18 protein-coding genes are annotated in these 24,674 nt (G+C 69.2%); 8 read left to right on the top strand and 10 right to left on the bottom strand.

Annotated features, from left to right (window positions below; genetic code table 11):
- Nucleotides 1-208: 208 nt before the first annotated feature.
- Nucleotides 209-1,702 (bottom strand): glycoside hydrolase family 30 beta sandwich domain-containing protein, encoded by a 1,494-nt coding sequence (locus ASC93_RS18580; RefSeq protein ID WP_200958360.1) that lies wholly within the window; start codon nucleotides 1,700-1,702, stop codon nucleotides 209-211.
- Nucleotides 1,703-1,952: 250 nt separating this feature from the next.
- Between ASC93_RS18580 and ASC93_RS18575 the strand changes: the two genes are divergently transcribed.
- Complete coding sequence (locus tag ASC93_RS18575; RefSeq protein ID WP_157202002.1) at nucleotides 1,953-3,122, top strand: DUF1565 domain-containing protein; 1,170 nt, start codon at nucleotides 1,953-1,955, stop codon at nucleotides 3,120-3,122.
- 79 nt (nucleotides 3,123-3,201) lie between these two features.
- On the opposite strand, the gene arsC is transcribed toward ASC93_RS18575, so the two are convergent.
- Nucleotides 3,202-3,549, bottom strand: coding sequence for an arsenate reductase (glutaredoxin) (arsC, locus tag ASC93_RS18570; protein WP_056445567.1), 348 nt, complete (start codon nucleotides 3,547-3,549; stop codon nucleotides 3,202-3,204).
- A 205-nt stretch (nucleotides 3,550-3,754) separates the two neighbouring features.
- On the opposite strand from arsC, the gene ASC93_RS18565 reads away from it, so the two are divergent.
- Nucleotides 3,755-4,387: a 1-acyl-sn-glycerol-3-phosphate acyltransferase gene (locus tag ASC93_RS18565; protein ID WP_056445564.1), complete on the top strand. Its 633-nt coding sequence runs from the start codon at nucleotides 3,755-3,757 to the stop codon at nucleotides 4,385-4,387.
- 162 nt (nucleotides 4,388-4,549) lie between these two features.
- On the opposite strand, the gene ASC93_RS30915 is transcribed toward ASC93_RS18565, so the two are convergent.
- The 3 genes from ASC93_RS30915 to ASC93_RS18555 all read right to left on the bottom strand — a co-directional run bounded on the left by ASC93_RS30915 (nucleotide 4,550) and on the right by ASC93_RS18555 (nucleotide 7,903).
- Nucleotides 4,550-4,708 carry a hypothetical protein gene (locus ASC93_RS30915; RefSeq protein ID WP_157202001.1) on the bottom strand — a complete coding sequence of 53 codons (159 nt, stop codon included), beginning with the start codon at nucleotides 4,706-4,708 and terminating at the stop codon, nucleotides 4,550-4,552.
- A gap of 91 nt (nucleotides 4,709-4,799) precedes the next feature.
- Nucleotides 4,800-6,443 (bottom strand): SulP family inorganic anion transporter, encoded by a 1,644-nt coding sequence (locus ASC93_RS18560; protein ID WP_229412783.1) that lies wholly within the window; start codon nucleotides 6,441-6,443, stop codon nucleotides 4,800-4,802.
- On the bottom strand, nucleotides 6,440-7,903 hold the full coding sequence (locus tag ASC93_RS18555) for a diguanylate cyclase (protein ID WP_056446015.1): 1,464 nt from the start codon (nucleotides 7,901-7,903) through the stop codon (nucleotides 6,440-6,442). The genes ASC93_RS18560 and ASC93_RS18555 overlap by 4 nt, the downstream gene beginning before the upstream one ends.
- 142 nt (nucleotides 7,904-8,045) lie before the next feature.
- Between ASC93_RS18555 and ASC93_RS18550 the strand changes: the two genes are divergently transcribed.
- Genes ASC93_RS18550 through ASC93_RS18535 form a run of 4 tightly spaced genes read left to right on the top strand, consistent with a single transcriptional unit; the run spans nucleotide 8,046 to nucleotide 11,092 of the window.
- Nucleotides 8,046-9,029 (top strand): SDR family oxidoreductase, encoded by a 984-nt coding sequence (locus tag ASC93_RS18550; RefSeq protein WP_082548151.1) that lies wholly within the window; start codon nucleotides 8,046-8,048, stop codon nucleotides 9,027-9,029.
- A 16-nt stretch (nucleotides 9,030-9,045) separates the two neighbouring features.
- A complete protein-coding gene (locus ASC93_RS18545; protein WP_056445557.1) occupies nucleotides 9,046-10,131 on the top strand; it encodes a Ku protein in 1,086 nt (361 codons plus the stop codon).
- Nucleotides 10,132-10,419 carry a hypothetical protein gene (locus ASC93_RS18540; RefSeq protein ID WP_307189012.1) on the top strand — a complete coding sequence of 96 codons (288 nt, stop codon included), beginning with the start codon at nucleotides 10,132-10,134 and terminating at the stop codon, nucleotides 10,417-10,419. It abuts the gene before it with no gap.
- Nucleotides 10,400-11,092, top strand: a complete 693-nt coding sequence (locus tag ASC93_RS18535; protein WP_056445555.1) for a hemerythrin domain-containing protein — start codon at nucleotides 10,400-10,402, stop codon at nucleotides 11,090-11,092. The genes ASC93_RS18540 and ASC93_RS18535 overlap by 20 nt, the downstream gene beginning before the upstream one ends.
- Nucleotides 11,093-11,102: 10 nt before the next feature.
- Here the strand turns inward: ASC93_RS18535 and ASC93_RS18530 are convergent, their stop codons facing one another.
- From ASC93_RS18530 to ASC93_RS18515, 4 genes are all read right to left on the bottom strand, one after another.
- Nucleotides 11,103-11,771 (bottom strand): type II secretion system protein N, encoded by a 669-nt coding sequence (locus ASC93_RS18530; RefSeq protein WP_162251923.1) that lies wholly within the window; start codon nucleotides 11,769-11,771, stop codon nucleotides 11,103-11,105.
- 70 nt (nucleotides 11,772-11,841) lie between these two features.
- A complete protein-coding gene (locus ASC93_RS18525; RefSeq protein ID WP_056445549.1) occupies nucleotides 11,842-14,151 on the bottom strand; it encodes a sialidase family protein in 2,310 nt (769 codons plus the stop codon).
- A 263-nt stretch (nucleotides 14,152-14,414) separates the two neighbouring features.
- Complete coding sequence (gene ligD, locus ASC93_RS18520) at nucleotides 14,415-16,991, bottom strand: DNA ligase D (protein ID WP_056445546.1); 2,577 nt, start codon at nucleotides 16,989-16,991, stop codon at nucleotides 14,415-14,417.
- A 247-nt stretch (nucleotides 16,992-17,238) separates the two neighbouring features.
- On the bottom strand, nucleotides 17,239-18,909 hold the full coding sequence (locus ASC93_RS18515) for a M28 family metallopeptidase (RefSeq protein WP_229412782.1): 1,671 nt from the start codon (nucleotides 18,907-18,909) through the stop codon (nucleotides 17,239-17,241).
- A gap of 222 nt (nucleotides 18,910-19,131) precedes the next feature.
- Here ASC93_RS18515 and ASC93_RS18510 point away from each other — a divergent pair, with 222 nt between their 5' ends.
- Together ASC93_RS18510 and ASC93_RS18505 are read left to right on the top strand one after the other, a co-directional pair.
- Nucleotides 19,132-19,476: a hypothetical protein gene (locus tag ASC93_RS18510; protein ID WP_056445543.1), complete on the top strand. Its 345-nt coding sequence runs from the start codon at nucleotides 19,132-19,134 to the stop codon at nucleotides 19,474-19,476.
- 113 nt (nucleotides 19,477-19,589) lie between these two features.
- On the top strand, nucleotides 19,590-20,534 hold the full coding sequence (locus ASC93_RS18505; RefSeq protein WP_056445536.1) for a D-2-hydroxyacid dehydrogenase: 945 nt from the start codon (nucleotides 19,590-19,592) through the stop codon (nucleotides 20,532-20,534).
- 117 nt (nucleotides 20,535-20,651) lie between these two features.
- Here the strand turns inward: ASC93_RS18505 and ASC93_RS18500 are convergent, their stop codons facing one another.
- Nucleotides 20,652-24,584: a two-component regulator propeller domain-containing protein gene (locus ASC93_RS18500; protein ID WP_082548148.1), complete on the bottom strand. Its 3,933-nt coding sequence runs from the start codon at nucleotides 24,582-24,584 to the stop codon at nucleotides 20,652-20,654.
- Between the last annotated feature and the right edge of the window lie 90 nt (nucleotides 24,585-24,674).

Raw genomic sequence — 24,674 nt, 5'->3', positions numbered from 1 at the left:
TACATGCAGGGCGTGCCGCACAATGTAACTGAAGTGCGGAGTTTGTGCTGGAGACGACGCTCTTTGCGGAAATCCTCCCGCATCGATCTTGCCGTCGCCCCCGCGCAGGCGGGGGCCCAAGTTTGCATGCGCGGCGACTGCCCGCACCCGGGTTCCCGCCACGGCGGCCGGCCAGGCCGGGAACGACGGCGCATGCACTACGGATGAATCAACCGACCACGGTCTGGATCGCCCGCGCCGGAATCTCGACCGCCACCTCGCGCCGGTCGACGAACAGCCGGTAGCGCACCGGCTGGTCGCTGCGGTTCATGACGACGACCGCCAGGCGCCCGTCGGCATTGCGGAATGCCGTGGCGTCGAGGGTGCTGCGGCTCGTCGCGGCGCTCACCCGGCGCGCGCCGGGACGGATGTAGCGGCTGAAATGGCCGATGGCCGTGTAGATGGGCGTGAACACGAGCTGGCCGTCGTCGCTCGCATGCAGCGGCGCGAAGCAGAAATTGTTCTTGTGGTTCGGGCCGCCGCGGCTGTCGAGCAGCATGTTCCAGTCGACCCAGCCGACGCCGCCGGCGTTCAGGTCGGCGATCATCTGGCTGCCGTAGCGCTCGCCATTGGCCCAGTCCTGCAGGCGCGCCGGATCGAATTTTTCGATGCAGCCTTCCGTCATCAGGAGGTTGACGTCGGGCCAGGCCTCGTGCACGGCGGCGACGTTGCGGTGCATGGGTTCGCCCCCGGCCCACGTCTCGTACCAGTGGTAGCCGACGCCCCAGATGTAGGGCCGCGCCTTCGGATCGCGCAGGATGTGCGCGGCGCGCTGCGGCAGCAGGTCGCGGTTGTGGTCCCAGACGATGATCTTCCTGCCGCCCAGGCCCGCCGCCTTCAACGCCGGTCCGAGATGGTCGCCGAGGAAGCGGGTTTCGTCCTCGGCGCTGAACATCATCGATTCCCACGTCTGCTTCGCCATCGGCTCGTTCTGCACACTCAGGCCCCACAGCGGGACGCCGGCCGCCTCGTACGCCTGCACGAACTTGACGACGTAGCGCGCCCACGTGTCGCGGTATTCCGGCAGCAGACTGCCGCCGCCGACCATACTGCCGTTCGACTTCATCCACGCCGGCGCGCTCCAGGGACTGGCGAACACGCGCACGGCCGTGCCGTGCGCGCGCCCGGCCGCCAGCGCCGCGCGCAGCAGCGGCACGCGCAGCTTCAGGTCGGGGGCGATGCTGAACGAGGCGAGCGCGCGGTCGCCGTCGCGCACGTACGTGTAGCTGCCGCTGCCGAAGTCGGAACTGTGGATCGTGGTGCGCAGCACGCTGTAGCCCAGGCCGGCGCGCGGGTCGAAGTACGCGGTCAGGAAAGCCTGCTGCTGCGCCGGGGTGAGCGCCGCGTGGACCTCGGCGACGGCGTCGGTGACGGCGCCGCCGAAACCGAACACTTCCTGGAACCGCTTCGTGGTGTCGACGAACACGTCGATGTCGGTCTCGGGCGGCTGGCCGGCCGGCTGGAACGCGCCGAGCGGGCGCGCGACGAAGCGCCCGGCGCCCGGGGCGGACGTGACGGCCTGCCAGCCGGCACCCGGCTCCGCCGCAGCGCCGGCGCCTTGCGCGGGCGCCGGCGCTGCCGCGGATCGGCCGGCCACGGCCATCTGCCCGCCCGCCAGGGTCGCGGCACCCAGCAGCCGCATTGCGTCTCGTCTCGTCGTCATCGTGTCTCCCGTTGTTGATGTTCGGCGCGCGATTGGAAACGTTACCAATCGAAGCCGGACGACTATACCACCCGTGCTTTCCCGATGTCAAAACGAATCTGATCCATTGCGCAGCGGCAAGCGATATCGCACCGCCGCCGCCCGCGCGCGTCCGGTTTAAGCGGCATCAAACGTTCGATTGAGGCAGACAGCCGCGCCGCCGGGGATGTACGGCAAACTTGCGCCGTTAGCGACCGTCCCGGGCCCCGCCATGACACCGATCCGCCACCTGCGCACCTTGCTGTACATGTTCGCCTGCGCCCTGCTCGCCGCCTGCACGATGAAGGACGCGCCCGCCGTGACGGTCGCGCCCGAAATCGTCCCCACCGAGTTGTACGTCGCGCCGGACGGCCTGGACACGAATCCCGGCACGCGCGCCGCGCCGCTGCGCTCGCTGGCACGCGCCGCCCAGCTCGTGACGCCGGGCACGATCGTCAACGTCCTGCCCGGCACCTACCGCGGCGGGTTCCGCACGGCGGTCGACGGCCGGGCCAATGCCCGCATCGTGTTCCGCGCGACCGAGCGCTGGCGCGCGCGCATCGTGCCGCCGCCCGTGTCCACCACCGCGCAGGGCTGGGACAACCGCGCCAGCTACGTCGACATCGAAGGGTTCGACGTCGACGGCAGCTCCGGGCTGGACGGGCCGGAGGCCAGCGCCGGCATCCGCTGGACCACGGGCATCTACAGCGGCGGGTCGTACAACCGCATCGTCGGCAACCACGTCCACCACGTCGCCATCACCGTGCCGTGCACGAGCGCGGGCGGCTCCGGCATCGGCGTGGACAGCTATTACAAGGGCACCCATTCCGACGTGATCGGCAACAGCGTGCACGACATCGGCCCGCCCGGCTGCCGCTGGGTGCAGGGCATCTACGTGAACACGCCGGCCACGATCCGCAACAACGTCGTCTACCGCGTCGCCGAGGCGGGCATCCACCTGTGGCACGACGCCCACGACGTCGTCGTCGCGAACAATACGGTGACGGCGTCGAACACGGGCATCGTCGTCGGCGGCGGCGATTTTTATCACACCGAGGGGCCGAACGACCACACGCGGGTGGTCAACAACATCGTGTACGACAACCGCTACGGCATTTCGGAACAGGGCGCGACGGGCCCCCACAACATCTACCGCAACAACCTCGTGTTCGGAAACCCGGAAGGCGACTGGCACCTGGCCGACGGCATGACGCACAGCGGCACGGTGGACGCCCCGCCCCGCTTCGTCGCATACACGCGCGACGGGACACCCGATTTCGCCCTCGAGCAGGATTCGCCGGCGATCGGCAAGGGGTTGCCGGAGGGCGATACCGGGCCGGATTTCTACGGCAAGGTACGCCCCGCGAAGGAGCCCGTGGATATCGGCGCCGCCCAGCACTGAACGGACCGCGCGGGCGCGAGCCTGCCGGAACGGTTCCCGGCGAGCGCGAGCCTGCCGCGACGCGCCTTGGCGGGCTCGCTTACAGGATCTCGCGCACCAGCTCGGAAGGCCGGCACAGGCGCACGCCCCTGGGCGTCACGACGAAGGGCCGGTTGATGAGGATCGGATGCGCGACCATGGCGTCCAGCAGGGCGTCGTCGGTCGTCGCGGGATCATCCAGGCCCAGTTCCGTGAACAGCGCTTCCTTGCTGCGCGCGGCGGCGCGCACCGTCAGGCCCGCACGGGCGATCATATCCCTGAGTTCGTCCCGCGAAGGCGGCTGCGCGAGGTAATCGACCACACGCGGCTCGACGCCGGCCGCGCGGATGGTTTCCAGTGTCGTGCGCGACGTGCCGCAGCGTGCGTTGTGAAAAATCGTGATGTCCATCTTGAAAATCCTTGTTCGAGAGGCAAGGATGATACCGACGGGACCGCAACGCTTCCAGTATTTTCGCTTGTCCCTCGTTTGGTAGCGCTATAAAATGCCCGGTTTGCTTGCTGGGGCGCAATCGATATTGCGCGGAGACGCCCCGGTTGAAACACTGTCAAGCCCAGACCAGAGGCCGCATACGGCCCGCCCGCATGGAGAGAACATGGAAGAATACCTGATGCGCCCCGAGGCGATGCCGACCTGGGGCCAGCGCACCGCGCTGCGCATGCTGAACGCGATCGGCTGGAATCTCTACTTCAAGCCCCTGCCCGGCCCGCACGGCATCGCCGTCGTGTATCCGCACACGTCGAACTGGGATTTCTTCGTCGGCCTGCTGGCCAAATGGGCGGTCGGCCTGCAGTTCCGCTGGCTCGCCAAGGATTCGCTGTTCCGCGGCCCGATGGGCGCCATCATGCGCTACTGGGGCGGCGTGGCCGTCGACCGCAGCGCGCCGCAGGGCGCGATCCTGCGCCTCGCGCAGACGATGCACGCGTCGAACTGGTTCTGGCTGGCCATCACGCCGGAAGGCACGCGCGGCTACCGGCCGCACTGGAAGAGCGGCTTCTACCGCATCGCGCTGGCCGCGGACGTGCCGGTGCTGCTGGTGTCGCTGGATTATGGCCGGAAGATCATCGACGTCACCCGCACGCTGACGATGACGGGCGACGAAGCCGCCGACATGGCCGCCATCGCCCACGTCTATGACGGCGTGCGTGCGCTGTACCCGCAGGACGCGGCGCCGATCCGCCTGGGCGACCCGGCGCAGCGGGCGGACGGCGCGCGCAAGCAGGCATAGGCCGGCCTCGGCGCCGGTCAATTTCTGAGGGATGCAATAACGGCAACACGAGCGTGAAGCCGCGGGACGGTCGCGCGCGGCGACGAGGGAAACCCGGAGCGTGCCGGCGAGCCCGGCCGGCAGCGGATACCGGTCAGGCGGGCGGAGGAAGGCCGGCGCCGATCAGCGGCGGCGCAGTGGCCGGGCCACGCGGACGGGGCGCAGGGCGCGCGCGCGGTCGGCGTCGCGTTTGGAAGCGGCCAGTTCGAACGTCAGCGCGAGGGCGATGCCGGCCGGGACGGCGGCGGCGAAACCGAGGGCGACCAGGACGACGGTTGACAACAGAATAACGATAGTGCTGGGGCGCGGCATGATATCCACCTTTTCTCTAAAACCTTGGTTCCATCCTGCCACAGCTGGGATTTGCTTGCAATCATGTGTCGTGCCGTGCGAGGGCATCCCAGGCATTGGCTGTGCTCAAAAAGAGACGGCCGCTGAGCTCACGCAAGAGTGTCGACGCGCGCAGGCGGTCGAGCACCGGCCCCTTGACTTCGGCCAGGTGCAGGCGGATGTGGCGCCGGGCCAGCACCCGGTTCAGGTCCAGCAGGCCGAACAGCGCCGAACTGTCGATGGCGTTCACGGCCGACAGCACGAGCACGAGCTCGCGCGCGTCGCCATGCGCCGCCAGTGCTTCCTCGATGCGCCGGGTGACGGCTTCGATATTGCCGAAGAACAGGCCCGCATCGATGCGCAGCAACAGTACGCCGCGGTCCGTGTCGACCGTGTAGCGGTCGACATTGCGAAAATGCTCAGTGTGCGGAATCCGGCCCAGCACGGCGATGTGCGGCCGGCTCTCGCGCCAGATCATGGTCCCCAGCGACAGCAGCAGGCCCAGCACGACACCCGCCTCCACCCCGAGCAGCAACACGCCGCCGGCCGTCGCCAGCAGCGCCAGCGCGTCCGCGCGGTCGTAGTGCCATGACGTGCGCAGCGTCGACCAGTCCAGCAGGCCCAGCACGGCGACGATGATCGTCGCGGCCAGTACCGGCAGCGGCAGCAGCGCGAGCCATCCGGTCTGCAGCACGAGCGCGCCGGCCAGCAGCGCCGCCGTCACGACGCCCGCCAGCCGGGTGCGCGCGCCGGCCGCGAAATTCACGGCGGAACGCGACAGACTGCCCGTCACGGGAAACCCGCCGGACAGCGCGCTGCCGATATTGGCGAGGCCCAGGCCCACCAGTTCGCGGTTCGTGTGCAGCTTTTCCGCGCGCTTGAGCGCCAGCGCCTGTGCGCCCGACATCGCGATCAGGAAGCTCATGAAGGCGATCAGGGAGGCCGGCTTGACGAGCGCCTGCCAATGCACGGCGGACGTCGCCAGGGCCAGGCGCGGCAGGCCGGCCGGCACCGCGCCGATCACCTGCACGCCCATGCGGTCGAGGCGCAGCGCCGCGACGAGTGCGATACCGCCCAGCACCAGCAGCATCGGCGCCAGCTTCGCCGCGACATCGGCCGCGCCGGGCGGCATGCCGAGCCGGCGCAGCAGCGGCGCCAGCCAGCGGCGTGCGAACAGCAGCAGCGCGATGCTGCCGACGCCCAGCATGGCGCTGGGGCCGTGCACCTGCGGCGGCACCGCGCCCAGCAAGGTCCGCGCCTGGCCCAGCGCGATCACGACGGCCGAGCCGAGCGTGAAGCCGCTCATCACGGGGCGCGAAAAGAAGTTCGCGAGGAAGCCCACGCGCAGCAGGCCGCACGCGAGCAGCACGGCGCCGGATACGAGCGCCAGCTGGGCCGCGAGCACGCCGTACAGCGCACTGCCGGGGACCGCCAGCGGCGCCAGCGCGGACGCCGTCATCAGCGAGATGATGGCCATCGGCCCCACGGACTGCGTGGAACTCGTGCCGAACAAGGCGTACAACAGCGGCGGCACGATACTGGCGTACAGCCCCGCCACGGGCGGCAGGCCGGCCACGAGGGCGTACGCCATGCCCTGCGGGATCATCATCATGGCGACGACGATGCCCGCGCCCACATCGCCGGCCAAGTCGGCGCGGCGCGGCGCCGGCACACCGCGGCCGCTCACTGCATCGCCAGTTCTACGCAGTTGCGCCCCGCGCGCTTGGCGCGCGCGAGGGCGGCGTCGGCGCGCTGGGTCAGCGAATCGCCGCTCTCCTGGTCCCCCAGCTGGGCCACGCCGAGGCTCACCGTCACGTGGTCGCAGCCGGGGATCTCGGCCTGCTCGATCGCCACGCGCACCTTTTCCGCCATCTTGAGGCCGTCGATGGCGCTGGTGTGCGGCGCAATGATGTGGAATTCCTCGCCGCCCGAGCGCACCAGGATGTCGCTGGCGCGCAGCACGGCGCGCGCCGTGTCGGCCACGGTGCGCAGCGCCACGTCGCCGACCGGATAGCCATAGGTGTCGTTGACGGCCTTGAAGCGGTCGATGTCGAACGACAGCAGCGCGAGCGGCACGCGATAGCGGCGCGCGCGCTTGATTTCCTTGTCCAGCAATTCCTCGCCGTGGCGGCGGTTGGCCACGCCGGTCAAGGCGTCCGTCGTCGAGATGTAGGTCAGGCGCGCCAGCAGGTGGTCGTTTTCCTGGCCGAGGGCGGCGTGGCGCAGGCCCAGCGCGGCCAGGCGCGCCACGTCGAGCAAGGTGTTCCACTCGTCGATGGAGAATGCGCGGGCGGCGCCGAACAGCAGCGACAGCGCGCCGCGCGGCGCGCCGGGACCGTCGGCCGGAATCGGCAGGCCCAGCGCCTGCGCGACGCCGTGCGCGCGCAAGCCCGCCGCCAGCGCCGGTTCGCCCGGCTGTTCCGGCGCCTCGACGAGCGCGGCGACGCCGCCGGCGGCGGCCAGCAGGCCCGGGAAGGCGTGGCGCAGCGGCGCCTGCAGCAGGCGGTCCGTGCGCTGCAGCAGCGCGCCGAGCAGCAGGCCGTCGGGTCCCTGCTGGGCGACCAGCTGCAAGTCGTTGCCGTCCTTGAGCAGGAACACGCCGGCGTGCAGCACGCCCGGCCACGCGCACAGGGCGGCGCACAGGGCTTCGGACAGCGTGTGCGCATCCTCCGCATCGATCACGGCGGCCTGCACGCGGGCGCGCAGGTCGAGCAAGGTGCGCAGGTCGACCGCATCGGCGGCCGCCCCGGCGGCGTCCGGCGCCGCCAGGCGCACCTCCACCGCCGCGCGCAGCGCGGCCGCATCGAGCGGCGTGACGGCATAGCCGACGGGCCCGCGCGCCATCAGCTCAGGCAGCCACCCGGCGCCGCCGAAGGGACACAGCAGCAAGGTGGGCAGGCCGGCGCGGCGGGAGACGAGGTCGCCCAGCGCATCCAGGTCGATGCTCGGTTCGAAGCGGTCGAGGTCGATGACGAGCAGGTCCGGCTGCGCGCGCGCCAGCAGGCTGGCGGCGACGTCGGCGCTGTCGGCCAGGTGCAGGCGCGCGAACAGGGACGCGCACGCATCCGCGAATTCGGCGCGCCGCTGCGCCATCGGACTGAGGTAAATCCCGGTCCGCCCTGCTTCCTGTTCCGTTTGCTCCACCATCATCCACCCCTGGCACTGTTACGTAACAAGTTTGCCACAAAGCACCTGTAACGCCTAGCAAATGCTCGCAATGTGTGGAAGCGCACCGTCAGCGTCCGGCCGGCGCGGGAATACTGGCGGGATCATGCACAAGGAGAGGACCATGGCAACACAGGACGATGCAGCGAACAAGCAGAAGGCGATCCAGAACCGCCAGGACCAGCGCGACGCCAGCATGCAGAAGGGCGACCAGGGCAGCGGCGCGGGCGGGAGCAATGCGGCCCAGACCGGCATCCAGCAGCCGAGCGGCGACTTCCCCGCCCAGCACCTGGCCAAGCCGGGCCTCGAGGCGCAGATGGAGCTCAAGCCCAGGTTCATGGCCGAGCAGTACAAGGGCAGCGGCAAGCTGGCGGGCCAGGTCGCGATCGTGACGGGCGGCGATTCCGGCATCGGCCGCGCCGTCGCCGTCCTGTTCGCGCGCGAAGGCGCCGACGTGGCCGTCCTGTACCTGAACGAACACGAGGACGCCGCCGAGACCCAGCGCTACATCGAAGCCGAGGGCCAGAAGTGCGTGACCATCGCGGGCGACGTCAAGGACATGGAATTCTGCCAGCAGGCCGTCGACCAGATCGTCGCCAGGTGGGGCCGTCTGGACGTGCTGGTGAATAACGCCGCGTTCCAGGAACACGCCGAGTCGCTGCTCGACCTCACCGAAGACCGTTTCGACGAGACGATGCGGACCAATATCTACGGCTACTTCCATATGGCGAAGGCCTGCCTGCCGTACATGAAGCGCGGCGCGTCGATCGTCAACACCGGCTCCGTGACGGGTCTCAAGGGGTCGAAGAAGCTGCTCGATTATTCGACGACGAAGGGCGCGATCCACGCGTTCACGATGTCCCTCGCCGCCAACCTGCTCGACAAGGGCATCCGCGTGAACGCCGTCGCGCCGGGCCCCGTGTGGACGCCGCTGAATCCGGCCGACCAGTCGCCGGAAGACATCACCAAGTTCGGCCAGAGCACGACGTTCGGCCGTCCGGCCCAGCCGGAAGAGCTGTCGCCGGCATACGTCTATCTCGCGTCGAACGTGTGTTCCGGCTACGTCACCGGCGTCGTCCTGCCGATCACGGGATCGGTGGGCGAATAACCTCGAGGAGAGCCAGATGGCACGCAGCATGTGGAAAGGTGCGATCAGCTTCGGGCTGGTGCACATCCCGGTCGAGATGTATCCGGCGGCGAGCGACCAGGGGCTCGACCTGACGATGCTCGACCGGCGCGACTTCGCGCCGATCGGCTTCAAGCGCTACAACAAGGCGACCGGCAAGGAAGTGTCGTGGGACGACATCGTCAAGGGCTATGAATACAAGGAAGGCGAATACGTCGTGCTGACGGACGAAGACCTGCGCCGCGCCAATCCGGAAGCGACGCAGTCGATCGACATCATCGCGTTCGTGAACGCCGAGCAGGTCCCGCTGATCTACTACGAGCAGCCCTACTACCTCGCGCCCGGCAAGGGCGGCGACAAGGTCTATGCGCTGCTGCGCGAGACCCTGCGCGAAGTGGGCAAGATCGGCATCGCCAACGTCGTCATCCGCGTCAAGCAGCATCTCGCCGCCCTCGTGTGCGTGGGCGACACGATCGTGCTGAACACGCTGCGCTATCCGGACGAGATCCGCCCCATCGACGAGCTGAAGATCCCGGGCGCGGACTCGAAGGCGGCGCAGGTCACGGACAAGGAACTGCAGATGGCCAAGGCGCTCGTCGAAGGCATGAGCGAGAAGTGGAAGCCGCAGCAGTACCACGACACCTACCGCGAAGACGTGCTGGCGCTGATCAAGAAAAAGGTCGCCGCCAACCAGACCAAGACCCTGACGGAACCGGAGCCGGAGGAAGAGAAGCCGGCGAAAACGAACGTCATCGACCTCGTCTCGCTGCTGCAGGCCAGCCTGGGCAAGAAGCCCGCGCGAGCCGCGGCGGACGACGACGGCGACGACGGCGACGACGAACCGCCGCCGGCCAGGGCGAAGAAGCCGGCGCGCGCCGCCGCCGACGACACGGACGACACCCCGCCGCCGCGCGCGCGCAAGGCCCCCGCGCACGCGGCCACGCATGCGGGTGCGAAGCGGACGACGGCCGCGAAGTCCACGTCGGCAAAGACGGCGACGAAGACAGCGGCGAAGACGGCCGCCAGGGCTGCGCCGAAGACGGCCGCAAAGACGGCGCCGGCGCGGCGCAGGAAGGCCGCCTGAGTGGATGTCGACACGCTGCTGGACCTGCTGCAATGGCCGGCGATGGCCGTGACGCTGGCGGCCGCCTTCCTCGTCGGCGCGCGCCACGCCAGGAAGCGCGTCGTCGGGTTCTGGACCTTCATCGCGAGTAACGTCCTGTGGATCGTGTGGGGCCTGCACGACGGCGCATGGGCGCTGATCGCGCTGCAGGCCGGGCTCGCGGCGATGAACATCCGCGCCATCGTGCGCAACGAGCGGGGCGACCCCGTGGACGACAACGGAGTGACGCATGGACGACATTCGACGTGAGCGGCGCGGTTTCCTCGTCCTGGCGGCGGGCGGCATCGCCGCGGCCGCGGGTGCGGCCGAGGACAGGAGCAAGGACGTCGGCGCCGCCGAAGACCTGATGCGCGAGCACGGCGTGCTGCGCCGCGCCCTGCTCGTCTACCGCGCCGCGGCGGCGCGCCTGCGCAGCGATCCGGCCCGGGTGCCGGCCGACGCCTTGACGCAGACGGCGCAGCTGTTCCGCACGTTCGGCGAGGACTACCACGAACGCAAGCTGGAGGAAGAGCACATCTTTCCCGCCGTGCGCAGGACGAAGGGCCCGGCCGCGGGCTACGTCGATGTGCTGCATGCCCAGCACGACCGCGGCCGCCAGCTCACGGCGTACGTGCTGCGCGCAACGGCCCGGGGCCGGATCGCGAGCGGCAACGCGCTGCCGCTCGCGCAGGCGCTCGAGGCCTTCGAATTGATGTACGAACACCATGCGGCGCGCGAGGACACGATCGTCTTCCCGGCCTGGAAGGATGCCTTGTCCGGCAAGGCCTACGACGAGATGTCGGAACGGTTCGAGGAGATCGAGAAGCGGATGTTCGGACACGACGGCTTCGAGGATGCCGTCAAGCGGATCGCGGCCATCGAGACGCGCCTCGGCATCGACGACCTGGCCCGCTTCACGATGCCGGCGCCGCCGGCCCCCTGAGCCGCGCCGCTCAGCCCACCGGCTTCGCGCCGAACGCCGCGGGGCCGATGCCGGACGGCCTGTGCATCCGCTGCATTTGTTGCATTTGTTGCATCTCCTGCATCTGCCGTATCTGGTCCGGCACCTGGCCGGGCGTCCTGGCCAGGTTCGGATTCATGACCGGCGGCGGCATCGGTCCGCCGGACCGCGCGACCGTGACGGGTGTGCGCGGCGCCTCGGCGCGCGCGGGCGCGGACGCGGACGTGTCGGACAGCGGCGCCGCTGCCGCGACGAGCGCCAGGCCGGCGATCGCGCTGTCCGGCAGGTCGAGGCGCTTGAGCGCGCCGCCGTCGTCGAGCAGCACGTAGCGCTGGTGGATTTCCCGCACGCGCACGCCCGGTGCGACCTCCCTGCCGATGCCGACCGCCTGCGCCGGCTTGCCGTCCATCGCGAGGATCGCCACGCCTTCCGGCCCGGCGTCGATGACGCCCTTCAGCTGGAACGCGCTGGCCGCCGCACCGGCCGGCGCGCCGCCGAAGAGTCCCGCGGCGGCGTCGATGGAGGGTGGTGCCACACCCGCCCGCGATGCCGCCACGACCGCCCGCACGGGCGGCTGGAACCATGGCAGCCCCCAGTAGGCGCCCGATGCGCACGCGGCGCTGAACAGGGTGACGGCGGCGGCGAGGGGCAAGTGTTTCACGTCTGTCTTTCGAGATTCGTTGCGGTGAGCGGGCACGGTGGCAGACAGCATACCACCGTGCCGCGCACCGTCAGTTCGCCGAGGTGCCGTAGATGATGCCCCGGCCCATGCCGCCCGCGACATTCAGGTAGACCGTACCGAAGGTCCGCATGTCGCCGACGACCTGGCTGATGCCGCTCCACTGGTGGTTGCCGTCGTTGATCTTCGTCCACGTCGTGCCGCCGTCGATGGAGCGCATCAGGCCCGTCGTGCCGTCGGAGAACTGCCCGCCCGAGTAGATGGCCGGGTAGCTCGCGCCCGCGGCCGCCTTGCCGAAGCCGATGGACGTCGGGGTGAAGGCGTAGCCGAAATAGGTGATCGTGATGGGCGCATTCCACGACGAGCCCGAGTTGGTGCTCTTGTACAGTCCCGAGCCGGCCGCCATCCACACTTCGCCGCCGCGGCCCGGCACAGCCGTCACCTGCGTCGGCGCGACCGGCAGCGCGGCCGCCTGGTACCAGCTCGCGGCGCCGTTCCCGACGTAGAAGTTCGTCGTGCCCGACTGCCACGCGTAGAACACGTTCTGCGCGCCGTCCGACAGGACCTTCGCGCCGACGGGCAGCGTGTTACCCCAGAACGAGATGGTGGTCCACGACGCGCCGCCATTGGTCGTGTAGACCGGGTGCAGGTTGTCGTCCGTGTGCGGCGACCAGACGATGGAGTTGCCGTCGAAGCTGACGGCGACCGAGCCTTCGCCCTTCTTCATGCCGGCCGGCAGGGTCGGGAAAGCGGTCCAGCTGCTGCCGCCGTTGGAGGACACGACGCCGACGGGCACCGGGCTCGAGTACGGATTGCTGCCGACCATGACCATCTTGGCCGGATTGCCCCGGGCGAAGTCGATGCCGCTGCCGAACGTGCAGGCGCCGCCGACGCCGGTGCCGCTGGTCGTGGAAATCATCGAGTTGGGCGGCGTCGTCAGCGAATTGAAGACGAAGCCGCACACATCGGCGATCGCGGCGATCAGCGGCGCGCCCGACGTCGGCGACGCGATCGTCTGCGGCACCGTCTCCTCGATCCCCTTGGCGGCGACGGCCCAGTTGGTGGCCAGGCCGCTGTCGGCGGCGGTCAGGTTGGTGGTGCCGAAGATGCCGCCGCCCGTGCCGTAGAAGGCGTTGTTCGAGTTGAACGGATCGATGACCGGATTCATCCAGCCCTGGAAGCCGGTGGGATGGCCCCACGGCGCCCACGGCGATTGCGTCCAGCTCATCGTGGCCTTGGGTTTCAGGTCGATCCAGCTGCCGGAGTTGCCGCTGTTCGTGGAACGGAAGATCGTGTCGCCGTTGGAGTAGCGGTCGACCGTGGTGACGATGAGCGTACCGGACTTCTTCGCGTCGAGCGCCAGGCCGTCGTAGCCGAACGAATCGGACGAGGTGGGAGCGAGCGGCGTGATGTTCTGCCAGGTATTCTGGCCGACGCTGTACTTCCACACCTGGCCGCTGCTCATGCCGTAGGGGCCGGGCGAATTGCCATAGGTGATGTAGAGGTTGCCGTCCGGGCCGATCAGGCCGTGGTTCGGATACATGCCGCCGGCGCTCGTCGCGCCCGGCCCGCCGCTGACGGCGCTCCAGTGGGCGCCGGCGTCGGTGCTGACGTACAGGGTCGACGGCGCCTTGCTGTCGGAGACGCCGGCGAAGATGGTCTGCGTACGGCCGTTGGCCAGCGACGGCTTGTAGAACGCGGTGAAGACGATGCCGGCGCCGGTGCCGTCGCTGGACAGCGGCGGGGCATTGCCGGCCGCGACCTGGGTCCACGTGGTGCCCTTGTCGGTGCTGGTCCACAGCCCGTTCATGCCGTTGTTGTACGGCGTCGGCAGGTTGTCGTTGCGGGTGCCGTAGAACAGCACGTTGCCGTTGTTCGGGTCGACCTGCAGGCGCTCGCCGGCGTCGCGGCCCGTGTTGTTGGAGCCCATCGGGAACGGCATCTGGTGGGCGGTGAAGGTGGCGCCCTGGTTGGACGACACGAGGATCGCGCCGGCGGGGACGTACGCCCAGCTGTCGTAGGCGCCGACGGACATGAAGACCATGCTGGGATTGCTCGGGTCGACGGCGATGCTGTCGACGCCCATCCAGTTATTGTTGGCGCTCGGCGTCCAGTCGTTCAGCGGGACCCAGGTGGCGGTGGCCGCGTTGTAGCGGTAGGCGCCGCCCACGTCGGTCTTCGCATAGAACAGGCCCTGCTGTCCGGGATGGGCGATGATGCCGTCGACATAGCCGCCGCCGACCATCTGCACGTTTTGCCAGGTGTAGCCCTGGGCCTGCGCGGGTGCCGCGATCAGCCCGGCCATGAGGACGCCGCCGAACACGCTCCCGATGAGCGCCTTTGTGCACCGATTGATTTTCATTCCAGTTATCTCCGTCGTAGTTCGTATTTTTGATCGAATGAAGTGAAGTTGGACGACCCCCACGCCGAAGACATTCTGTGAGTTTTAATGGAAGAGCAGCAATTCGCAAAATCACCAAACCGACAAATGAAATTTGCCAGCGAATTAACAAATGGACAGGTAGTCCCGTGCGGCGCGGGAATCTGGTAGCCGGACCTGTACGCGGCTCCGCCGCCGGGGAGGCGTGCGGCGGGCCGCCCGGGCCCGCGCCGCCGTTCGGTGGGTTACTGCTTGCCGGGCTTGAACCCGAGCGCCTTCATTGCCTTGGTGAGGGTGGTCGCGCTCCTGGCGTAGTCCGCCCACGGCGCATTGCCTTCGTCGAGCCGCGTGTGCACGGTCTTGACGGTCCAATGGCTGCCCGACTTCAGGCCGGGCAGCTCTTCCCAGCGCACGGGCACGGAGATGCCCAGGCCGGGGCGCGCCCGCGCCGACCACGCGGCGACGGTCGTCGCGCCGCGGCCGTTGCGCAGGTAGTCGATGAAGATGCGGCCCACGCGGTTCTTCGCGCCGCTCTTGGCCGAGAAGCGTTCGGGCAGCGTCCGCGCCAGGTGGTCCACGATCGCGTGCGAAAAATCCTTCACCGTGTCCCAGTCGAGCTTCGGCTTGAGCGGGACGACGACGTGCAGGCCCTTGCCGCCGCTGGTCTTGAGGAACGGGTTCAGCCCCAGCTCCTGCAGGAAGGCGCGCACGAGCTGCGCCGCTTCCTGCACCGCCGGCCATTCGACGCCCTCGCCCGGGTCGAGGTCGAACACCATGCGGTCCGGCGTGTCGTAGTGGCCGGCCGTCGCGTTCTGGCTGTGGATCTCGACGACGTTCCACTGGGCGCTCGACAGCAGGCCCTCGGTCGTCGCGATCGCCGTCATGCTCGGGTGGTCGGGATCGAGCGCCTGGTCCATCCGCACGACGCCGGGCATCTTGCGCGTGTCGCCGACGTGCTTCTGGAAGAACAGCTCCCCGCCCACGCCCTCGGGCGCACGCACGAGCGAGACGGGCCGGCCTTTCAGGTATGCCATCATCAAGGTGCCGACGAGGGCGTAGTAGCGCACCATCTCGACCTTCGTGACGCCGCTCTCGGCATCCATCACGCGCTCGCCGTGCGTGACCTTGAACGTGGCGGGCAGGTTGCCGGGCAACGCGTCGTCCGCGGCCGGGGCCTTCTTCGCCGCCCGCTTGCGCGCGGGCTTCGCATCCGCCGGCGGCGCCTCGGCCTGCATGTGCTTCGGCAGCTCGCGCACGACGCTCCGCGCCGGCTTGTCCTTGCGCAGGCCCTGGAACACGGGGTGGCGGATGGAGTCGGTGGCGGTCCATTCCGAGAAGCTGACCTCGGCGACGAGCTCCGGCCTGACCCAGTGGTTCGTGCGGCCCGGCACGGCGCGCGGCGGGAACGGGCTCTTGTCCGTCGCGATCTGTTCCAGCGCGGCGCGCATGTGGCGCAGCGACGCGCCATTGAATCCGCTGCCGCAATTGCCCGCGTAGCGCAGCACGCCATCCTTGTCGTAGTAGCCGAGCAGCAGCGAGCCGATGCCCGTGCGCGAGCCCTGCGGATCGGTATAGCCGCCGATGACGAATTCCTGGCGCTGCCCGCATTTCAGCTTGATCCACTCGGGCGAGCGGCGCGTCACGTAGCGCGAGTCGCGCCGCTTGCCGATCACGCCCTCCAGCCCGATCTGGCACGCGGCGACGACGAGCTGCGCCGGGTCGGTCCCGAACTCGGTCGAGAACCGGACGATGTCGGACGGCTTTGCCGCCAGCACGTCCTGCAGCAACGCACGGCGCGCATCGAGGCGCACGTCACGCAGGTCATACCCCTTGCAGTACGGGACGTCGAACACGAAGTAGACGATGCGCGCCGTGTTGGAGCCGTCGAACGCGAGCTGCAGCAGGTTGAAGTTCGGCTTGCCGTTCTCGTCGTGCACGACGATCTCGCCGTCGTACCAGCCGTCCGGCAGCTTCATGCGCCGGACCTCCTGTTGCAGCGGGCCGAGCTTGGCGGTCCAGTCGTTGCCGTTGCGGGTGACGAAGCGGATGTCCTTGCCCTGCACGCGCGTGAGCATGCGGTAGCCGTCGAACTTGATTTCGTAGATGTAGTTTTCGGTGTCGGCCGGCGGGCCGTCGACGAGCGTGGCCAGTTCCGGCGCCAGCGTCGCCGGCAGGTCGGCCTTGACGGCGCCGTCGGGCGGCGCGCCGCGCTTCGGCTTGGCCGCGGCCTTGCGCGCCGGCTTCGCGGCCGCGGCGGCGCCCGACGCGGGCATCGGCAGGTCCCTGACGCTGTCCGGCATCTCGTCGACGACGGAGAATCCGGCGGCCGGACGGGCGTACTCGTCGTTCTCCTTGATGAGCAGCCAGGGCTCCTGCCTGTCGTCCTCGTGGCCGCGCAGCCGGACGAGCACCCAGCGTCCGTGCATCTTGTGGCCATGCATCTCGAACTTGATCTCGCCCTTCGCGAAGCCCTTGCGCGGGTCGCCGACGGGTTCCCACGTGCCCTTGTCCCAGACGATGACCTTGCCGGCGCCGTACTGCTGCGGCGGGATCGTGCCTTCGAAGTCGGAATACGAGATGGGATGGTCTTCCACGTGCACGGCCATGCGGCGGTCGTGGGTGTCGAAGCTGGGGCCCTTGGGCACGGCCCAGCTCTTCATGACGCCGTCCAGTTCCAGACGGAAATCGTAGTGCAGACGGGTGGCCCAGTGCTTCTGGATCACGAAGGTGAGAAGCCCCTTGCTGGCCTCGCCGCCTTCCTTGGGCTCGGCCGTGATCTTGAAATCGCGCTTGGCCTTGTACAGCTTTAATGGGTCGGGCATGGCATCACCTCGGCATCTATTTGCCTCAGTGTAGGCAAGCGGTGCGGACGCGACTGTTCGCCAGTTAACCGTGTGGTGGTGCGCTCGTGGGCACGGGGTGCCCCCCCTACGGATGCCGCAGCTCGTAGGGCGGGCTCCCCGAGCCCGCGTTTCTCACCGTGTGGTGGTGCGCTCGTGGGCACGGGGTGCCCACCCTACGGATGCCGCAGCTCGCAGGGCGGCCCCACGAGCCCGCGTTCGCCGCAAATTACTTGCGTTCGGCGGCGCTCGCGTCACGCGCCGCGCGGAACTCGGAGTCCTTGGACCAGTTCGGCCACGCCGACGAATCCGCCAGGTCGCGTCCCACCGAATACAGGACGCCGAGGTCGCGCGCCATGCCCGTGAACGGCCACGCCGCGCTCCACTCGTCCGCCGGCTGGTGGTAGGCGACCGCCACGTATTTCTCCTCGGCCGCCTTGCCCGCCGCGACGCCGCCCTGCTCCCAGTCCTCGCCCGAACCGAACGAGACCGCCGGCACGCCGTGCTTGGCGAACGAGAAGTGGTCGGAGCGGAAGAAGTGGCCCGCTTCCGGCTTCGGATCCGCGGCATAGCTGATGCCGTTCTGCTTCGCCTTGGCGACGAGGCGGTCGAGCAGGTCGAGCTTGGCGCTGCCGGAGATGGTGAAGTCGCGCGCCGGACCGTACGGGCTCAGCGCATCCATATTGATCACGCCGGCGGTCTTCGCCAGCGGATAGACCGGGTTGTTCGCATAGTATTCCGAACCCAGCAGGCCCTTCTCTTCCGCCGTCACCGCCAGGAACACGACGCTGCGTTGCGGCGCCGGTGCCTTGGCGTAGACGCGCGCCAGCTCCAGCAGCGCGGCGATGCCGGTGGCGTTGTCGACGGCGCCGTTGTAGATCTTGTCGCCCTTCGCGTCCGGCAGGCCGACGCCCAGGTGGTCCCAGTGCGCGCTGTACATCACGACCTGGTCCGCGTGCTCGCTGCCCGGACGGATCGCCAGCACGTTCTTCGACGTGATGACCTTGGCGTCGACGGCGTAGTGCGCGGACATCGTCACACCCTTCAGTTCGACCGGCTTGAACGCGCGGGTCTGGGCCTGTTTCTTGAGTTTGTCGAAGTCCAGGCCGGCGTGCTTGAACAGGTCGACGGCAACGTCGCGCTGGATCCAGGCTTCGACCGGCGCATGCGTCTCGAGCGGGTTCTTGCGCACGATGTCGTACTGGACGTTCGTGTTCGAGTTCTTCACCGTGGCCCAGCCGTACGAGGCCGGCGCCGTCTCGTGGACGATCAGCGTACCCAGCGCGCCGCGGCGTGCCATCTCCTCGTATTTATAGGTCCAGCGGCCGTAATAGGTCATGGCCTTGCCGCCGAAATCGCCCTTGCCCGTCTCGAAGTCCGGGTCGTTGATCAGCACGACGGCCAGCTTGCCCTTCAGGTCCTGGCCCTTGAAATCGTCCCATTTGCGTTCCGGCGCGGTCACGCCGTAGCCGACGAACACCAGCGGGGCATTCTTGAAATCGACGGTCTTCGCGCCCGTCATCGCGGCGCGCACGGCGACTTCGTTGCCTTGCGCATAGGTCTGCGTCTTGCCGCCCGCGTTCACGGTCATCCGGACCGGGCCCTGGATCTCGAAGCGGCCCAGCGGCACGTCCTGGGTCCAGCCGCGCTTGCCGTTGACGAGGTCGCCGCCCGGCTGCAGGCCGGCGGCCTTGAACTGCTCGACGAGGTAGTTGACGGTCTTGGTCTCGCCGGCCGTGTTCGGGCCGCGGCCTTCGAACGCGTCGGAGGACAGGACCTTGACGTCCTGCGACAGGTGCTGCGGATCGATGTGGACGGTGTCTGCGGCCTGTGCCGCCAGCGCCGCGGTGGCGAGCGCGATGGCGGTCAGGGTCGTACGGAGGGAGTGTTGTGTTCTCACGGGCGTCTCTGTGGTGTCGATGTTGTTGGGGTGCACTGGTAGTGCCGCCAGAGTATCGTTGGAATAATTTCCAGTGTCAAACCGCATGCTGGCAAACGTATTGCCGTACGTACTTTGTAACCGGATGTAAAGGATCGTCAACGGGTCGTGGACGGGCCGCGTTTCTCGCCCAGTAGCACGGGAATCATCCCTCTCTCAACAAGCCCTGAAGGACACATCGCCATGAGCAAAATCGTCGCCACCCTGATCGCAGGCCTGTTCGCAACGTCGGTGTACGCCCAGACCACGGCCACCCCGGCCACGACGATGACGCCGGCCACCAAGGCCGAGGTCAAGGCCGACAAGAAAGCCGCCAAGGCCGAAGCCAAGGAAGAGAAGGCCGACGTGAAAGCCGACGCGAAGCTGGAGAAAAAAGCCGCCGAAGCCAATTCCGACGTCGCCGTCGCCAAGGCCGACGCCGCGAAGAAGAAAGCCAAGGCACACAAGAAAGCCACCAAAGCCAAGGTGGACGCCGCAGCCGACAAGGCCGCGGCACACGCAGACCAGAAAGCCGACGCCGCCAAGTAATCCGCCGGCGGCGCAGAACCGGCTCAAGCCCCCCATCCTCGGAAGACAGGGTTCGCCCTGTCTTTTTTTCGTCTGCGTTCTACAATGGCGGTCCCTCCTCATCCGGGCCTACCATGCACGACATCGTCTTCCTCGACCGCGACAGCCTGATCGCCGACATCCGCAAGCCCGCCTTCGACCACCGCTGGCGCGACTACCCCGCCACGAACGCCGCCGACGTCGTGGAGCGCCTGCGCGGCGCCGCCATCGCCATCACGAACAAGGTGCCGCTGCGCGCGGACGCGATCGCGCAACTGCCGGACCTGAAGATGATCGCCGTGGCCGCCACCGGCACCGACAACGTCGATCTCGCCGCCTGCCGCGAACGGGGCATCGTCGTCGCCAACATCCGCAATTACTCGCTCGTCTCCGTGCCCGAGCACTGCTTCGCGCTGATCCTGGCCGTGCGCCGCAACCTGCGCGCCTACGCGGCCGACGTCGAGGCGGGCCGCTGGGAACGGTCGACGCGCTTCTGCCTGCTCGACCACCCGATCGGCGACCTGGCCGGCAGCCGCCTCGGCATCGTCGGCTACGGCGCGCTGGGGCGCCGCGTGGCGCAGATCGGGCGGGCGTTCGGCATGGAGGTCGCCGTCGCGTCGCGTTCTGCGGTCGCCGACACCGACGTCACGCCGCTGCCGCTGGCCGAGCTGCTGGCCACGTCGGACGTGGTGAGCCTGCACCTGCCGTTGACGGACCAGACCCGCCACATGATCGGCGCGCGCGAGCTGGCCACGATGAAGCGCAGCGCCATCCTGATCAACACGGCGCGCGGCGGCCTCGTGGACGAAGCGGCGCTGGCGCGGGCGCTGACGGACGGCACGATCGCGGGCGCCGGATTCGACGTCCTGAGCAAGGAGCCGCCGGTGCCGGAGAATCCGCTGCTGCAGCTGCGCCTGCCGAATTTCGTGCTCACGCCGCATGTGGCGTGGGCCAGCGCCGGGGCGATGCAGACCTTGGCCGATATGTTGGTCGACAACCTGGAGGCGTGGGCGGCCGGCAGCCCGACCAACGTCGTTTGATGTTGCGTGCGCACGCCGTGCCCGCGCGTGACGTTCGCGTGGTGCCGGCGTCCGCGTGGGCGGAGGCCGCCCACCCAACGCAAGTACGTTGCGCGGGCGCCCCGCGCCCAGTGCGCATTACGCGCCGCCGGGCGCCGCGCGCAGCGGCAGCTCGAGGATGAAGGCCGTACCCTGGCCGGGCGCGCTCTCGACCCGGATCGTCCCCTGCAATAGCGTCGTCACGAGGTTGTAGGCGATGTTGAGACCCAGGCCCGTGCCGCCCTGCCCCATCCGCGTGGTGAAAAACGGATCGAAGATGCGCGACAGGTGCTCCGGCGCGATGCCGCGGCCGTCGTCGCGGAACTCGATGCGTACGCGCTCGCCGTCCAGCGCCTTCGCTTCGAGCAGCATGCGGCCGCCCGGCGCGTCGAACCCGTGCAGCAGCGCGTTGTTGATGAAGTTGATGACGACCTGGCCGAACGGCCCGGGATAGCTGTCCATCGCGATCCCCGGCGGGACGCGCAGCTCGAGCGTGTGGCCGGCGCGGCGCACCTGGTTCATCATCGTCGCCGCGATCTCGTGGCAGGCCTGGCCGAGGTCGAAGCGGCGCCGCTGCGTGCTGGCCTGGTCCACCGACACCTGCTTGAAACTGTTCACGAGGTCCGCCGCCGCGTTCAGGCTGCGCACGATGAGGCTTGCCGCTTCGCGCGCCGCCGCGATCCACGTTTCCAGGTCCGATTTCTTCAGCGCGTTGCGCGTGAAGCGATCGGCCAGCGCGTCGGTCTTTTCCTCCAGCGTGCTGGCCATCAGCAGGCTGTTGCCGATCGGCGTATTCAATTCGTGCGCGACGCCCGCGACGAGGGACCCGAGCGACGCGAGTTTTTCGCGCGCCGCCAGCTGGGCCTGGGTTTCCTTGAGCTGGCGGTAGGCGTCGGCGTTGTCGAGCGCGACGCCGACGTACGACGCAAGGGTGCTGAGCATGTCCAGCTGCACGTTCTGGTAGGCGCCGGGACGGCCGCTCTGCACCGTGATCACGCCCAGCACGCGGCTGCCGACGAGGATCGGCACGATCAGCAGGGAACGCGGCGACGGCAGCGTTGCGCCGTCCGTGCCGGCCGCGTCGCCCCCGAGCACGTCGCGCACGAGGCCCGCGAAACGGGCGTAATCGCGGGCCAGGTCGCCGATCAGGATCTCCTCGCCGGTCGCCAGGCAGTACTCGGCGAGCCCGCGCACGCGCGCCGGGAAGCGGCCCGCCGCGGGCACGCGGCGCCCGTCCTCGACGACGTACGGATAGTCCGGCGGCCCGTCGGCGCGCGCCATGCCGATCGCGAACAGGGGCGCGTCCATCAGCTGGCGCACCTGGCCGAACACATTCGCCATGATGGCTTCGCTGTCCAGGTTCGCCGTCAGCTCGCGGCCGATGTCGGACAACAACGCGATGTTGCGCCGCGCCTGCTCCACCGCTTCCTTCTGCGCCTCGGCCTCCTGCTTGCGCCGCTCCGCGTGCTCCTTCTGCAGCACGAGTTCCGCCGTGCGCGCGCCGACCTGGCGCTCCAGGCGCTCCTTCTGCTGCACGAGCACCCGCACGCGCAGGCGGTACAGGGCGACGGCGCACCCGGCCAGGACACTCGCCGCGAACAGGCGGAACCACCACGTCATCCAGAACGGCGGCGGGATCGAGATGGCGAGCGTGGTCGGCTTGTCGCTCCACACGCCGTCCTTGTTGGCGGCCCGCACCTCGAACACGTAGTCGCCCGGATCGAGGTTCGTGTAGGTGGCGAAGCGCTTGCGGGCATCCGTCTCGGTCCAGTCCCGGTCGAAGCCGCGCAGCCGGTAGGCGTAGCGGTTCGCTTGCGGGTCGGCGTAATGCAGCGCGGCGAATTCCAGCGTGAACACGGTGTCGCGGTAGCTCAGGCGGATGTCGTGCAGGCGGTCGACGGCGACGGGCAGCGCGCGCGGCCGGTTGAACACGAGGAAGTCGGTAATGACCACCGTGGGCGGAAACGGATTGTCGCGGATGTCCTCCGGCTGGAACGACGTCATGCCGTTGATGCCGCCGAAATGCAGTTCGCCGTCGGCGCCGCGCGCCGCCGAACCGACGAAGTACGAGCCGTCCGTCAGGCCGTCCTTCGCGCTGTAATTCTTGTAGCGCCCCGTCTCCGGGTCCACGCGGGTCAGGCCGACCGTCGTGCTGGCCCAGATCTGGCCGTTGCCGTCTTCGAGGATGGCGCCGATCGGCACCTGTTCGCGCGCGGGCGTGACCGGAAACAGGCGGAACGTCACCTTGCCGCCGGCGTCCCGCTCCACGCGCTGCAGGCCGCCCGCCGTGCCGACCCACAGGTCGCCGCGCGCCGATTCGTACAGATAGTAGATGCGGTTGTGGCCCAGGCTGGCCGGGTCGCGCGGATCGTGGCGGTAGTGCGTGAAGGTGCCGGTCGCGCGGTCGTAGCGGTCGAGGCCATTCTCGGTGCCGATCCAGATCGCCCCGGCGCGATCCTCGAGCACGTCGAACCCGAAATTCTCGCCCAGGCTGCGCGGATCGGCCGGATCGTGGCGCCAGCCGTGCAGCGTGTGGCCGTCCGGCTCCACCATGAACAGGCCGCCGCGGGTGATGATCCACAGCGCCCCGGCGCGATCGAGCGTGAGCGACTGGATCCAGTTCGCGCCGGCCTCGCGGCCCAGCGGCATCGGCGTGAAGCGGCCGGTCGTCGGGTCGCGCCAGGACAGGCCGCTCGGCGAGCCCACCCACAGCCGGCCGCGCCCCGGCAGCACGCTGTTGACGACGTCGTCCGGCAGGCTGGCCGGATTCGCCGGGTCGTGGCGCAGCACGCGGGCGCGGCCGCTGTCCGGGTCGAGATGCAGGATGCCGCCGCCCGTCGTGCCCAGCCACAGGCGGCCGTCGGCGCCGATCGCGATGCTGCGGATCTTGCGCGCGCTTCTGACGTCGTCCACCTGGCCCTGCAGCATCGAGAAGCGGGAAAAGCCGCCGCTGGCCAGGTCCGCGCGATTGACGCCGCCGAACATCGTGCCGGCCCACAGCGTGCCCGTGCGGTCGACCCAGATCGACGTGATCTGGTTGTCCGACAGCGTGTGGCGGTCGAGCGGCTGGCTGGTGTAGGCGACGAAGCGTCCGCTCGTCGGGTCGCGCCATTTGAGGCCGTCGAGTTCCGTGCCCACCCAGAGGTTGCTGCCCTGGTCGTGATAGAGGGTGCGCACGCGGCCGTCGTTCATGCCTTCGTCGGCGCCGACGTGGTGGCGCTGCGGCGGCCCCTGGCCGATGCGCCATGCGTCCAGGCCGGCGTCGGTGCCGATCCAGAGCGTATCGCGCGGCCCCATCGACAACGCGACCACGGCGTTGCGCTTGCTGCCGCCGGCGGCGTCGATGTCGAAATGGTCGAAGCGGACGGCGCCTGCCGCCAGGTGGTCGAGGCCGACGCCGGTGCCGATCCACAGGCCGCCGCGGGGGTCGAGGGCGAGCGCCGTGACGCGGTCGTCGCGCAGGCTGCCGGCGTCGGCGCCGTCGTGGCGCAGCGGGTGGAAGCGCCCGGTGGCGGGATCGACGTGCACGAGGCCGTCGCCGGTGCCGACCCACAGGCCGCTGGCGCCATCGCCGATGATCGCCGTGACGGCGCTGTTGCGCGCGGTGCGCTCGCTGCCGGCGAGGAACGGCAGGCGCACGAATTTCCGGGTCGCGGGATCGAACCGCACGAGGCCGCCGCGGGTACCGAACCACAGACGGCCCTGGCCATCCTCGTACGCGGCCTGGACGAAATTGTCGGCCAGGCTGGACGGGTCATTGGGATCGTTGCGGAAGATCTGGTTGCGGTAACCGTCGAAGCGGTTCAGGCCGGCCTGGGTGCCGAACCACATGAAGCCGTCGCGGTCCTGCAGGATCGCGAGCACGGATTCCTGCGACAGCCCTTCTTCCAGGCCGACGCGCTCGAAGCGCAGGCTGCGCGGCCCGCTGGCCAGCGCCGCCGAACACAGGCACGCCAGCACGACGCCGCAGACCATGCGCAGCAACGCCAGCGCGTACGCCGGCGGACGTGGCCCTCGGCTCACGGGCTGCATGATTTCGGATTTCCAGGACACGGGCCCTAATCTACCAGAACACCCGAAAATGTTGAGAAAAATTAAGACTTCCTCATTCGGGATGCCACT

The sequence above is a fragment of the Massilia sp. Root335 genome (assembly GCF_001425685.1).
GTDB lineage: Bacteria > Pseudomonadota > Gammaproteobacteria > Burkholderiales > Burkholderiaceae_D > Telluria > Telluria luteola.
The sequence above is the reverse complement of the archived record's forward strand: the minus strand, read 5'-3'. Positions and strand labels throughout refer to the sequence as shown.

Coding starts and splice junctions, on each gene's coding strand:
- ASC93_RS18510 (WP_056445543.1), top strand. CDS start 19,132: ATGAGCAAAATCGTCGCCACCCTGATCGCAGGCCTGTTCGCAACGTCG.
- ligD (WP_056445546.1), bottom strand. CDS start 16,991: ATGCCCGACCCATTAAAGCTGTACAAGGCCAAGCGCGATTTCAAGATC.
- ASC93_RS18545 (WP_056445557.1), top strand. CDS start 9,046: ATGGCACGCAGCATGTGGAAAGGTGCGATCAGCTTCGGGCTGGTGCAC.
- ASC93_RS18505 (WP_056445536.1), top strand. CDS start 19,590: ATGCACGACATCGTCTTCCTCGACCGCGACAGCCTGATCGCCGACATC.
- ASC93_RS18580 (WP_200958360.1), bottom strand. CDS start 1,702: ATGACGACGAGACGAGACGCAATGCGGCTGCTGGGTGCCGCGACCCTG.
- arsC (WP_056445567.1), bottom strand. CDS start 3,549: ATGGACATCACGATTTTTCACAACGCACGCTGCGGCACGTCGCGCACG.
- ASC93_RS18535 (WP_056445555.1), top strand. CDS start 10,400: ATGGACGACATTCGACGTGAGCGGCGCGGTTTCCTCGTCCTGGCGGCG.
- ASC93_RS18500 (WP_082548148.1), bottom strand. CDS start 24,584: ATGCAGCCCGTGAGCCGAGGGCCACGTCCGCCGGCGTACGCGCTGGCG.
- ASC93_RS18525 (WP_056445549.1), bottom strand. CDS start 14,151: ATGAAAATCAATCGGTGCACAAAGGCGCTCATCGGGAGCGTGTTCGGC.
- ASC93_RS18565 (WP_056445564.1), top strand. CDS start 3,755: ATGGAAGAATACCTGATGCGCCCCGAGGCGATGCCGACCTGGGGCCAG.
- ASC93_RS18575 (WP_157202002.1), top strand. CDS start 1,953: ATGACACCGATCCGCCACCTGCGCACCTTGCTGTACATGTTCGCCTGC.
- ASC93_RS18550 (WP_082548151.1), top strand. CDS start 8,046: ATGGCAACACAGGACGATGCAGCGAACAAGCAGAAGGCGATCCAGAAC.
- ASC93_RS18555 (WP_056446015.1), bottom strand. CDS start 7,903: ATGGTGGAGCAAACGGAACAGGAAGCAGGGCGGACCGGGATTTACCTC.